The following is a 12,125-nucleotide window of genomic DNA, read 5'->3' as shown; positions in this document are numbered from 1 at the left end:
TTTGGTTTGGCGGTGCGAGGGGGCCTACGGTGGGCCTCAGTCGGCTCGGGTGGGTGGAGCCGGGGGCGGACTGAGGGCCACAGTCGGTTACGGTGGGTGGAGACGGGGGGCGGACTGAGGGCCTCAGTCGGTGACAGGGTGTTTGCGTTCGACCTCCCCACGCGTCGCTCGACCCTCCTGCCCGGAGGGTGAATTCATTTGTTGCTGGGCGTCCTTCCGCGGACATCTTGATGGGGACGCGCTGAATCTTTTTCGGCGGCACTCAGTGATTGGAGAACGCCGTGGGCGACATCGCCGCCTTGTTGGGCGGCTTGATGGGCGATTGTTTGCAAGTGCGCTGCGTAGTCGGCGCCCAGTTGGTTGGGCGCGAATTCGTTGCCGACCGGGCTTTCGCCGTACAGGCATTCGAACCACACGCACGCGCCCAAGTACTCGCCGGCAAGGTTGGCGTGGTGGCCGTCCATTTTCAGTTGAGGTTTGTCGCTGGTTTGGTTCCAAGTGTAGCCGACGTGCAATGAATGTTTCTGCTCAGGCAAACTTGGATACTCGAGTGATTTGGCGTCGAAGCCCTCGGGCGGTTGGTATCCAAATTTGGGATCGTTGTCGGCGATCCAGAAGGCGTCGCCGACAGGGATTCGATTGGCGGACAATTCGGATGTGATGGTCCGATAGGCTGCGCGGAGTCCTTCGTACATTTCTTGCTGTGTGGCTGGTTCTCCCGCAGATGGGTTCACGCGACTGAATCTTGGGTCATCGTTGCGGTAGGCCCATGTTTGATGCAGTAGCAGCTTGGCTTGCGGTGCATCGCGACGAATGATTTCCGCCAACTGTTGGGCATAAGGTCGATAAGTCTCAACGTTGTGGCTCTTGAAGCTGAGTTGCTGGATGGTGACGAAGTCCCAGGGTTCGCTTTTGAGGGATTCTTGGAGGGTGTCGCCACTCTTGTACTTGGCGAGCTCGCTGGTGGGATCGCTTTCAAACGCCATCGCCATCTTCGCGTGTCGTTCGAGCGGCGAACCACCGATCGAAAGCATTTTGTGAGTCAATTTGTGTCCGGCTGCTTCCACGATCTCGTCCAAGAACCGAGTCGCGTTGTGAGTGAAACTGTTGCCGATCGTCAGAATGCGAATGTGTTTTGGACCATCTTGGGACGGCGGTTCGGGGGAGCCAGCGAAGGAAGACAGCCGAGCGTTCAGCGAACTCAACGCGAGAAGACAAACGAAGCAGGACGTTCGGAACATGGTGCGAGCATTCCTCGGGAGATGGTGGGAAAATGGGGCAGGGCCGCCTATGGTACATGAAGGCGGAGAAGCATTGGTTCTGCGTACCGACGGTGCGGAGATCACATTCGTGCCAGTTTCCTCATGGAGGATCGAATGGTGTCGTCGGCGGTCTCGAAATTTTTGAATCGAGCAGATCTTGCATGGTGCGTCGGGTGCAAAAAAAAAGGGAGCCCGTGGGCTCCCTTCTCGCGAATTCCATTTCAGACGTCGATTCAAGCCTGGTCCGGGAAAAATTTTGCCAGGGTTTCTTTCGGTGGCTTGGGGGTCACCAAGGAAACCACGACCATCGCAATCAGGGTGCTGAAGACCATCGCGACGACTGGCATCACCTCGTAGGTCTCGCCGCCGATTGGCAGACGCAAGACGTATTTGCTGAGGCCCTGCGGGTCCAACGTGCCTTGGTAGAACAGGTACGACCAGCTGGTGATCGCGGCCAGGATGCCGGCGATTGCACCCGATGCGGTGAGGCCGCGCCAGTAGAGTGCCGCGACAACCAACGGGAACAGGGAGCTGAATCCGCTGAAGCACCAGACACCTAGAGCGAACACACTGCGAACGTTGCCCAGGCTGAGCAGGTAGGTGATGGCGACGATTCCGACGATGAACAATCGTGTGAAGAGGACTTGTTGTTTGTCCGAGAATCGGTCCTTGCCGAAAGTGTGGTTGACCACGTCGTTGTTGAACATGGTTCCGATGCACAGAAATTGACTGTCCAGACTGGACATGATTGCGGCCAAGATTCCCGCGGCCAAGAAGCCACCGAGGATAGGTGCGGTCTGAGTCTTGACCAAAAACGGCAAGACTTTGTTCGCGTCCACGATGTCGCTGCCGGGCAAGCGAGGAAGCGGTGGCTTGGTCGGCATCAATTCGCCAGTCGCCCAGACACCGACAAGCACACACGGCACCCAAACAATCATGATGAACAGAGGGTGACAGACGACCGACAGCTTGAACGTGCTGGCTTTTTTGGCTGTCATCCAGTGTTGGAACAGGTGTGGGAACATGCCGACTGACAAAGGAATCATCAGGTAGGTGAAGAACTTGGTCTTGCTCATCTCCGCTCGTGTTTTGCCTTCTTCGGGAATCGATTCGCCGAGCACGCGAAGATTTTCGAAGAAGCTGTCTTGTTTGCCGAGTTTGTTGGCAATGACGAAGAACGTCACCACACCCAAAACCATGAAGACCAACGTTTGGAAGGTGTTGGCCCAGGTTGTGCCTCGCATTCCGCCGAAGAAAACGTAGACCAGCACGACGGTGCAGATGGTCAGCGACCCCAGCCAAGCGGGAATGCCACCGTGCACGGCGGGGTCGATTCCGCCCGGGCCACCTTCCAGTGGAACGGGGAACATGTCGGGAGCCAGGCCCGCGGTCAGTGCTTGGACAACGCCCCCGGCACTGATCACACCAACCAACAGGTACGGGATGATCATTCCGACCAGGATTGGGAACAGCAGCCACCCAACCAAGTTGTTGTTCAAACGATCGCGAAAGAATTCGATTTGTGTGGTGTAGTTGTGGGCGCGAGCGAAACGCCAGACTTTGACACCGATCAGGAAGAAGCACAGCGAGTGGATGATCCCGCTGCTGCTGGCCAGCATCCCGTAGACGCCGATGCCTTCTCGGAACGCTTCGCCGCTGCTACCCACCAAGGCGAATGCGGTCATGGTCGTTCCGAACATGCTCATCAACAGCAGGAACGGGCCGATCGAATGGCTGGCGACTTGGTAATCTTCTTTGGTTCCTTTGAACAAACGACTGCTGAACAGTCCCAGTGCGAGCAGCAAACTCAGGTACACCAAAATGATGATGAACTGAGGAACACCGTTTTGAATCTCGGCAATCATCATCGTTGTGGCTCCTCTTCATCGAGAGGCCAAGCGATTCGTGTCGCCAAGAACCAAGTGAATGACGCTGCCATTGAGATGCCGGCGTGCCACGCCAAGCCGATGGGCATGAATCCGAACAGCAACGTGTCGTTGTTCCACAACCAATTGTCTTGGTGAAGAATCAGCAGCACGATGACCAAACCGGCGATGAGGAGAGCTCCGCTTGAAAGACCTTTCCGGTCAGGCGGAGCGGACGAATCAGTCGAGTTGGGCATGATGGGGTGTTTCAGGCGAGACGTGGAAGGAAGGTGGGACAGGCAGAATCTGTTCCCGAATGGCTTTTGGCATGCAAATACCGTCATTCAGGGAATCCGAGCGACCGTCAGGCCAGTAGTCTAATGGGATCACGGGGGCGACGATATCCATGGTTTGAATTACTGTAGTGGCCAGCGGTTTGGCGTGATCCCGACCGAAATTGGCCTGCACCCCATTGCCGCGAAACTCACCGGCACTTTCAACACGTTTTCTGCCGCATGGAATCTCTGTTTGACCCTTTGGTTTGGCCGACTGTTTGGCCCATGTGGCTGACCATTGGCGTCGCGATTGCGCTTTTGGTTGGTTTGGCGACGCGTGTTGCGGCAACGGATTTGTTGGCGTTGACGGCATTGTCGGTGTTGGTCGTGGTTCAGGATTTGACGGGGACCGCGCTTTTGCCTGGTCCGGCGGAGGCGGTGGCCGGGTTTGGTAACAAGGGCTTGATCACGATTGCGTTGTTGTTTTCTGTCGTGGCGGGGTTGGAACTCACCGGCGGAACCGAACTGGCGACGGGATGGTTGCTTTCCAAAGCCAAGAATCTCCGTGACACCCAGATCCGGATGTTGCTTCCCGTGGCCCTGTTGAGCGGGTTCTTGAACAACACGCCGGTGGTTGCCGCGATGTTGCCGGTAGTGGGGGATCTGGGCAAGCGATTGTCGATCAGCCCCAGTCGATTGTTGTTGCCGCTTTCTTACGCAGCGATCTTAGGTGGCATGTGCACGTTGATGGGAACCAGCACGAATCTCTTGGTCCGAGACGAATACAACAAGTATGTCGCTGATGCGGAGGCCGTGGGGGTGGGCGTGCAACTCGCTGAACTCGGATTTTTCACCCCAGCGATTGCGGGGATTCCAGCCACGATTCTGGGTTTGATCTACATCATTGGCGCGTCGAAATGGTTGTTGCCTGAACGGAAACCGGCTGTCAGTGTCGGGGACGATCCCCAAAAGTACACCGTCGAAATGCAGGTCGAGTTGATGGGACCATTGGTGGGCAAGACGCTGCAAGAAGCCGGTTTGCGTGCTCTGCCAGGTTTGTATGTTGCGGAGGTCCAGCGTGCCGACGGTCGCATCGAGCCCGCGAAACCGGATCAGCGTCTGTACGGGGAAGACATCTTGATCCTGGTTGGTGACGTGGACAGCGTGGTCGATTTGCGAAAGATTCGTGGTTTGATCACTCCCGGTGATCAGGCTCGAAAGTTGGAGATTCCCGCGTGGCGTCGGACGCTGGTGGAAGCTGTCGTCAGTCCGCGTTGCAGTTTGATAGGCAAGACGATTCGCGAGGGACGGTTTCGCTCCAATTTCAACGCTGCCGTGGTGGCTGTGGCTCGTGGTGGCCGGCGTTTGGAGGGCAAACTGGGCGACGTGCGGATTGAACCGGGGGATGTGCTGCTGCTGGAAGCTTCCAAGTCGTTCATGCATCGGCAACGTGGCGGCAGCGATTTTTATCTGGTCAGCAGCGTGGATCGAGGCGAAATTCGACGTCACGAGCGGGCACCATTGGCGCTCGGGATCATGCTGGTGATGGTGACCGTGGCGGCGCTCAATTGGTTGTCAATTTTGAGTGCTGCGATGATGGCGGCCTGTGCCATGGTGCTGACGCGTTGCTGCACGACCTCGGAAGCTCGCCGCAGCATCGATTGGTCGGTGTTGATCGTCATCGGTTCGGCCATTGGGATCGGTAGCGCGATGAAACAAAGCGGTGCGGCGGGAGAAATCGCCAATGGTCTGTTGAACATTGCCCAGGGAAGTGAACTGGGGACCTTGATCGCAATCTACGTTGCCACGGTGATTTGCACCGAGTTGATCACGAACAATGCCGCTGCGATGCTGATGCTGCCAATCGCCTGGACCGCTGGAATGAAGATGGGAGTGGATCCGATGCCGATGGTGGTGGCGGTGATGATTGCTGCTTCCGCGAGTTTCCTGACGCCGTTCGGTTATCAAACCAACACGATGGTGTACGGTGTCGGCGGTTATCGATTGCGAGACTACATTCAATTTGGGTTGCCGCTGAGTCTGCTCGTTGGGGTGACATCGATCAGCATGTTGACGTGGTGGTACCCATGACGGGCATTGAGTTGTCAGTTGGCACTGCATGGTTCTCGCGGCGTGATTTTCGAACGGAATTGAATTGGGGTGAGTTGGAAACATGAGTGAACGTTTTTCAGATGCGCCCATTTCACGCTTGGTCGGTTTCCAAGTTCACCCCAGCGAATGCGCGGACGGTGATCCTGATGCCGGCAAGGCGACGGTGGATATTCAGTGTGGGCCTCAGCATCACAACCCGATGGGTCGAGTGCACGGGGGGTTGGTTTCTGCGCTAGCGGACGCGGCGATGGGGATCGCCTTCGGTCGGACTTTGCTCTCCAGTGAAGATTTTTCGACCATCGAGATGAAGGTCAGTTTCATTCGTCCGGTGCGGGAAGGAGTTCTTTCGGCTGAGGCGACGGTGATCCAGCGTGGGTTGCGGATCGGGTTCGTGGAATGCCAAATCACGAACGAAAAGGGAAAGCTGGTTGCGACCGCATCGGCGACCTGCACGGTTCTTGCGGGCGGATAAATTCAGGTTCAGAAGGGAGCTTGCGGGCACCTTGTTGCGTCTGGTGTGTTAGACTAGCGGACCTTCTGAGCACGTGAGCGGGAGTCATTGGGATTGATCACGTAGCGGCGTCTCTCCGAGACGCTGTCATTTGCGAGTCTCAGAGAGACTCGCCTACGTGAGGCTCTACCCGATCATTCCTGCCGACCTGCTTAGCGGTGGCTCTCGCGATTTTGCTGATCAGCACAATCGTCACAGGCGGACCCTCGGTTGATAGCAATCGGTTGGGTTGTCGCAATCGTGCCTGTAACAGGTGTGGTATTGGACCGATGGAATGATCGGGCTAGTGTCGATTTCCAAGGAAGGTGGCGTTGTGCAAATGCATTCAAAATCCAGTGGGCAGACGATGAACGCGAAACGAGTTCTGTTGCTGGCTGCGTTGGGACTGATGAGTGGTTGTCAGACGCTTGGCGAAACAACCGTGAAACATCCGTCACAGAAAACGGAAGCGGTTGCGACAGACGTGGAGTCATCGGATGCTGTAGCAGCCGAATCGAAAGCCAGAATTCAGCAAGTCGGATTCGATCAGTTCGCGGTGAATCGTGATTCCAATCAGACTCCAATCGCGAGGCGAGCCCCACTGCAACGGAGCCCGAATCGCGACGGGGATATTACCTTGGTGGTCGAGCCCGATAGCTTGCGGGATGCGATGGCCCTGGATGCTTCGCTGAATGACGTCGAGGCATCAACCTTAAACACGCACTCCAGCGTCCCTTTTCAAGCGAACGACGCAACGCAAATCACGAATGTCGATTCTTCCGCTTGGTTGACTCTTTCGTCGGTGGAATCGATTGCGTTGGGGACGCACCCGGCGATCGCGGAGGCCCGAGCACGCGTGGCGTTCTCTAACGGGCAAGCCGTCCAGGCGGGCCTTCCTTTCAATCCTGTTTTTCAATATCAATCCGACGAAATTGGAAACGAATCAGCCTCGGGTTTGCACTCGGTGCAGTTGTCTCAGCAGTTCGTGACCGCGAACAAACTCGAGATTGCTCAACAGGTCCAGGCACACGAAGCGGAAAAGCGACGTTCCGAGTTGCGGATGGCGGAGCTACGTGTCCTCACCGATGTGCGAACCGCCTTCGCCAATGCGTTGGTGGGCCAGCGTCGCGCTGAAATCGCAACTCAGATCGTGCATGTCGCAGAAGAATCGCTGAGCAGCGTGAAGGATTTGCTGGACGCCCAGGAAGTCTCACGCGTCGCATGGCTGCAGGCTCGGGTCGAACTGGAACAGGCCCGCATCACCGCCGAAAACGCAGCAACACAATTGCAGGCGAACCGGCAAGCACTCGCTGCGGCGGCCGGATTGGATGCGTTGCCAGATGACATTTTGGTTGGAGACATCGCTGAAGGGTTGATTGACACGCCTTGGGACGTGTTGTTAGCAGAAGTCAGCGCGACCAGCCCTGAGATCACGGCAGCGGGATCAGCACTGGAAAGGGCGAGATGGTCGTTGCGTCTCGCTTGCGCCCAAGTCACTCCCAACGTCACGGGACTGGTAGGCGTTGGAGTCGACGCTGCGACAGACGACACCTTCGCTCGAGTTGGCATCAGCGTTCCGTTGCCACTATGGAATCGAAATCAGGGCAACATTCGCAGTGCTCGGGCGAGCATTTCCGAAGCCTCGGCTGCAATCGAAAGGACACAGTTGAGCTTGGAAGGTCGGCTCGCCAACGCAGTCGGGCGATACCAAGTCGCTCTCCAACGCTACCGGCGTTTGAATGAATCCGTGCTACCAATCTCAGAGGAAACCTACCAGCTATCGCAGCGAGCTTTTGACGCGGGAGAAACGGACTACCTGCAACTGTTGACCGTTCAACGCACGCTGTTCAACACTCGCCTGAGCGTGCTGGAAGCCGCCGCACAAGCCCGCCAAGCGGCAGCGGAAATTGAAGGATTGCTGGTGACACTCGACAATGGATCCTGAATTTTCTTGAGCGACTTGCTCGAAGGGGGGGCCTTCGATTTGGAATGAATTTGCGTTCCGGTTCGCAATCGCTCTGGCCTTTCTGATCCGGACAACCGATAATCACTGCAACCTTTCACCCACAGGGAAACTGTGTCCACCTTCTGCCGTCTCACCACTGCCGTGGCATTGCTACTGCACCTGTTCTTCGGGTGTTCGATGCATCATGTCGTGGCGTGCGATGGACACGGTCACCAGGGTTGCGAGCACAGCCAGTCAGAATCGGACGCACAGAGCGTTCCGGATCCTGCTTGTTGCTCACATCATCCCGAAGAGAGCGAAAACGCTTCTGGTACTGGGGTATCAAAGTGCCTCGACGGATGCATCTGCCAGACTCATCCTTGCGATGGTGATCACCCAGGTTGTCACAGCGGCGTTGGTTGCAGTTTCGTCCCCACCAGCGACGTCCAATTCGTCGTTGAAATGCCTCTGATCGCCTACTTGGAAGTGCGTCCAGAGGATCGAACTCATCGATCGCTGACAACGAACTCTCGCGGCGTGGTCGATGATGTCATTCGGCCAAATCGAGATCCCGGGTCCCGTTGTGCATGGCTGTGCACCTGGATCATTTGAGAGAGGGAATTTGCGATGAGTGGTTCGTGAATTGGGATGAGTCCCGATTGCGGCCCACACGTTGCCTTCTTTTCATTCCCCATTTTGATCGTACGGGTTCTTGCCCTCGATTGGATCTGCGCGCGTGATGTTCTGATTCGTCTGCTGACGGATGATGAGACGTTCAGCCAATCCTGATCGGGCAAGACAACCTTGACTCTTCGCCCAGCATGAATGGCTGATCACGAGGACGAAGCGATCGTTCATCTTGCTTCCATGCACTGTCATGACCTCATCCAATCATTTGCGTTCGTCGCTACGCTGTTCGATCATTTCACTGTTTGCCATCCTGTTGGCGATTGCCGTTGGTCTGTATTTCTTCACCGATTTGGGTGGGGATTCCCGATCAGCTTCTCAGTCGCGAATTGACTTGGACGACGGGCACGATGAACACGAAGGGCACGACCATGCCGAACACGACGATACCGAATCGCTGGAGCTAACTCCCCAGGCTCGCGCTAACCTGCGACTTCGCACCGAAGCGATCTCGGTCGGTCCTTATACCAAGTACGTGGAAGTCCCCGGCATCGTGACCCCTTGGCCGGGCAAAACTCACATCTCGATCACTTCACCAATGACGGGTGTCATCAACGCGATCCACGTGTCGCGTGGAGAAATGATTGCGAGCGGTGAAGCCATGTTTCAGCTTCGACTGACGCATCAAGATCTCGTTGAAACGCAAGAAGACTTCCTGCTGCAACTCGGCCAATTGGATGTCGAAAATCGTGAAATTGAACGTCTGTCGTCGATCACCAGTTCCGGGGCCGTCTCCGGGAAAACGCGTTTAGCACGTGAGTACGAGCGAGAAAGATTGCTGGCTGGATTGCGAGCGGCCAAGCAGTCGATGCTGCTTCACGGATTGACAGAAAAACAGATTGCCACCATCGAGCGAGAGAGAACCTTGATTCGTGAACTCGTCGTGAGGGCTCCCTGGGTCGAGGAAGACAATTCACTGCATCATGAGGCTCTTAGTCGGGCGACGCATCGCATGGCAGGCCATCCGGAAGCCCGCTTGGCATCGATGCAACCGCCGCCTTTGGACGACCATGGGCACACGCACATGGATGCGGAATTCGTTGTGACAGAACTCGATGTGCAAAGAGGAGAATCGGTCACTGCCGGTCAACAAATTTCGCAAATCTCTGACCTGCGACAACTTTTGATCGAAGGCTTAGCCTATCAACGGGATGCCAAACTGCTGCGGCAAGCGGCGGACACTCGCGCCGAAGTCCAGGCCATCATGAGCGGTCCGGATGGCGAAATGGAACTGATCGATGGTTTGAACGTGATCTCCATCGGCAACGAAGTTGAAACCGAATCGCGTTCCCTGGCCTTCTACGTCGGACTGGCCAATGAGATCGAGCGGGATGAAGTCCGCAGTCGGAAACGCTACGTCAGTTGGCGTTTCAAACCCGGCCAACGTTTGACGCTTCGCCTTCCTGTGTCTCGATTCGCAAATGCGATTGTTGTTGCGAAAGATGCCGTCGCCGAAGAAGGGTTGAACCGATTTGTGTTTGTCGAAAACGGCGAGCACTTCGACCGGGTTCCGGTGGAGATTTTGGCTCGCGACAGCATGCATGTGGCAATCAAGAACGACGGTCAGGTCTGGCCTGGACAAAGAATCGCCGTTCGTGGTGCCCACCAGTTGCAGATGGAAATGAAGAATCGTGGCGGCGGTGCGATTGACCCGCATGCCGGCCACTCTCACTGACACCGTTTCATTGATGATCGCTTGGCGATCCCATTCTCGGCCAATTCAAACGGAGCATGCTGCTTGCTCTCCGGTTGCCGGCTGTCATGCCTCATTCATTTCAACTTGTGACAACCATGTTAGACAAGATCATTCAACTCTCTTTGCGGAACCGTCTGCTGATCCTCACTCTCGCAGCGATCTTGCTCGGCGTCGGAACGTGGCAATCCACACAACTGCCAATCGATGTCTTTCCGAACTTGAACCGCCCTCGCGTGGTGGTGATCACCGAGGCTCATGGGATGGCACCTGAGGAAGTGGAGACGTTGATCACGTTTCCATTGGAAACCGCTTTCAATGGAGCCAGCGGTGTGGAAGCAGTTCGCAGTAGTAGCGGAATTGGGTTGTCAGTGATCTATGTGGAGTTCGGCTGGAACACGGATATCTACAACGACCGACAAATCGTCAACGAGCGACTGCAACTTGCATCGGAACAATTGCCCGAGGGTGTGAAGCCAATGCTGGCCCCGATCTCATCGATCATGGGTCAAATCCTGATGTATGGGATGTGGAGTGAAGGTGAACAAACCGAGCCGATGGAAGTGCGAACGATGGCCGATTGGGTTGTGCGTCAGCGGTTGTTGACAGTCCCAGGCGTGTCGCAGGTCTTCACGATGGGCGGAGCCCGAAAGCAGTATCAGGTGCTGATCAACCCGGACAAACTGATTCAGTTTGGACTGACCATCGAAGACGTCCACACGGCGGTGAAAGAATCGAACCTGAATGCGACCGGTGGATACTTGGACGACCAAGGAGCCAACGAGTTGCTGGTCAGGGGATTGGGACGAATCAGCAGTTTGGACGAACTGAAGCACATCGCCATCACGATGCGATCGGGAAGGCCTGTGACCTTAGCCGACGTCGCGAAAGTGGTCGAAGGGGCTCAGGTCAAACGGGGTGATTCATCCGTGTTTTTACGAGACGAACACGGCAATGTTGAAGGCGGCCCCGCGGTGGTGCTGACAATCAACAAGCAACCCGGCAGCGACACACGCAAAGTGGACCAAGCGATCGCAGAAGCCCTCGACGAACTGCGTGGGTCACTTCCTGACGATATCCGAATCGCCAACGTTTACTCCCAGCGATCCTTCATCGATCGGGCGATTGAAAACGTGGTCGAGGCCTTGGCAGATGGCGGCGTGTTGGTGTTGGTCATTCTGCTTCTCTTCCTTTTGAACTTCCGTACCACCTTCATCACGCTCACTGCCATCCCGTTGTCCATCATTTCAACCGCCTGCGTGTTCGCGGCGTTTGGATTGTCCATCAACACGATGACGTTGGGCGGATTGGCCGTTGCGATCGGTGAATTGGTCGACGATGCGATCGTGGACGTGGAAAACATCTTCCGACGTCTCAAAGAGAACCGACATTCCGACGACCCCAGACCCGTTTTGCAAGTTGTCTACGATGCGAGCGTCGAAGTACGAAGCAGCGTCGTCTACGGCACCGCGATCGTTGTCCTCGTGTTCATCCCGTTGTTTGCTCTCGAAGGAATGGAGGGCAAGCTATTCGTCCCATTGGCGATGGGATACGTGGTTTCCCTGATCGCCTCGCTCGGCGTTTCACTGACGGTGACTCCGGTGCTCGCTTCCTTGTTGATGGTGGGACGACGCAACTGGCAATTGGTCACTCCGTGTTTGGCTTTCTGTATCGGGGCATTGAAGGTCACCTGGGTTCTACCACGATTCTATCGCTGTTTTGTTGTTGTATGTCAATTTTATGGAAACCATTTTGTTTTTTCTTTGTTGTTGTCTGCGGTGTTCTGGATTCTCATC

9 protein-coding genes are annotated in these 12,125 nt (G+C 56.0%); 5 read left to right on the top strand and 4 right to left on the bottom strand.

The features are described 5' to 3' along the window. Positions 1 to 194: 194 nt before the first annotated feature. The 3 genes from ACF8AM_RS14095 to ACF8AM_RS14085 form a co-directional block, all read right to left on the bottom strand. Positions 195 to 1,241 carry a DUF4886 domain-containing protein gene (locus ACF8AM_RS14095; RefSeq protein ID WP_392556245.1) on the bottom strand — a complete coding sequence of 349 codons (1,047 nt, stop codon included), beginning with the start codon at positions 1,239 to 1,241 and terminating at the stop codon, positions 195 to 197. Positions 1,242 to 1,495: 254 nt separating this feature from the next. Next, complete coding sequence (locus ACF8AM_RS14090; protein WP_392556244.1) at positions 1,496 to 3,130, bottom strand: sodium:solute symporter family protein; 1,635 nt, start codon at positions 3,128 to 3,130, stop codon at positions 1,496 to 1,498. Continuing rightward, positions 3,127 to 3,384: a DUF3311 domain-containing protein gene (locus ACF8AM_RS14085; RefSeq protein ID WP_392556243.1), complete on the bottom strand. Its 258-nt coding sequence runs from the start codon at positions 3,382 to 3,384 to the stop codon at positions 3,127 to 3,129. The genes ACF8AM_RS14090 and ACF8AM_RS14085 overlap by 4 nt, the downstream gene beginning before the upstream one ends. Before the next feature lie 258 nt (positions 3,385 to 3,642). On the opposite strand from ACF8AM_RS14085, the gene ACF8AM_RS14080 reads away from it, so the two are divergent. The 3 genes from ACF8AM_RS14080 (at position 3,643) to ACF8AM_RS14070 (ending at position 7,949) form a co-directional block, all read left to right on the top strand. Continuing rightward, positions 3,643 to 5,493: an SLC13 family permease gene (locus ACF8AM_RS14080; RefSeq protein ID WP_392556242.1), complete on the top strand. Its 1,851-nt coding sequence runs from the start codon at positions 3,643 to 3,645 to the stop codon at positions 5,491 to 5,493. Positions 5,494 to 5,575: 82 nt separating this feature from the next. Then, positions 5,576 to 5,986, top strand: coding sequence for a PaaI family thioesterase (locus ACF8AM_RS14075; RefSeq protein WP_392556241.1), 411 nt, complete (start codon positions 5,576 to 5,578; stop codon positions 5,984 to 5,986). Positions 5,987 to 6,299: 313 nt separating this feature from the next. Next, positions 6,300 to 7,949, top strand: a complete 1,650-nt coding sequence (locus ACF8AM_RS14070; RefSeq protein ID WP_392556240.1) for a TolC family protein — start codon at positions 6,300 to 6,302, stop codon at positions 7,947 to 7,949. A 342-nt stretch (positions 7,950 to 8,291) separates the two neighbouring features. Here ACF8AM_RS14070 and ACF8AM_RS14065 read toward each other — a convergent pair whose 3' ends face one another. Beyond that, complete coding sequence (locus ACF8AM_RS14065; RefSeq protein WP_392556239.1) at positions 8,292 to 8,459, bottom strand: hypothetical protein; 168 nt, start codon at positions 8,457 to 8,459, stop codon at positions 8,292 to 8,294. Positions 8,460 to 8,826: 367 nt separating this feature from the next. On the opposite strand from ACF8AM_RS14065, the gene ACF8AM_RS14060 reads away from it, so the two are divergent. Together ACF8AM_RS14060 and ACF8AM_RS14055 are read left to right on the top strand one after the other, a co-directional pair. Continuing rightward, a complete protein-coding gene (locus tag ACF8AM_RS14060) occupies positions 8,827 to 10,311 on the top strand; it encodes an efflux RND transporter periplasmic adaptor subunit (RefSeq protein ID WP_392556238.1) in 1,485 nt (494 codons plus the stop codon). Between the two features lie 116 nt (positions 10,312 to 10,427). Further along, positions 10,428 to 12,125, top strand: a 1,698-nt coding sequence (locus tag ACF8AM_RS14055) for an efflux RND transporter permease subunit (RefSeq protein ID WP_392556246.1), incomplete at its 3' end; no start/stop codon positions are given.

It is taken from the genome of Rhodopirellula sp. JB055, assembly GCF_043100905.1.
GTDB lineage: Bacteria > Planctomycetota > Planctomycetia > Pirellulales > Pirellulaceae > Rhodopirellula.
Note: the sequence above shows the minus strand (reverse complement) of the source record. Positions and strands in the feature narration are given on the sequence as shown.

Coding starts and splice junctions, on each gene's coding strand:
- ACF8AM_RS14095 (WP_392556245.1), bottom strand. CDS start 1,241: ATGTTCCGAACGTCCTGCTTCGTTTGTCTTCTCGCGTTGAGTTCGCTG.
- ACF8AM_RS14090 (WP_392556244.1), bottom strand. CDS start 3,130: ATGATGATTGCCGAGATTCAAAACGGTGTTCCTCAGTTCATCATCATT.
- ACF8AM_RS14085 (WP_392556243.1), bottom strand. CDS start 3,384: ATGCCCAACTCGACTGATTCGTCCGCTCCGCCTGACCGGAAAGGTCTT.
- ACF8AM_RS14080 (WP_392556242.1), top strand. CDS start 3,643: ATGGAATCTCTGTTTGACCCTTTGGTTTGGCCGACTGTTTGGCCCATG.
- ACF8AM_RS14075 (WP_392556241.1), top strand. CDS start 5,576: ATGAGTGAACGTTTTTCAGATGCGCCCATTTCACGCTTGGTCGGTTTC.
- ACF8AM_RS14070 (WP_392556240.1), top strand. CDS start 6,300: ATGATCGGGCTAGTGTCGATTTCCAAGGAAGGTGGCGTTGTGCAAATG.
- ACF8AM_RS14065 (WP_392556239.1), bottom strand. CDS start 8,459: ATGAGTTCGATCCTCTGGACGCACTTCCAAGTAGGCGATCAGAGGCAT.
- ACF8AM_RS14060 (WP_392556238.1), top strand. CDS start 8,827: ATGACCTCATCCAATCATTTGCGTTCGTCGCTACGCTGTTCGATCATT.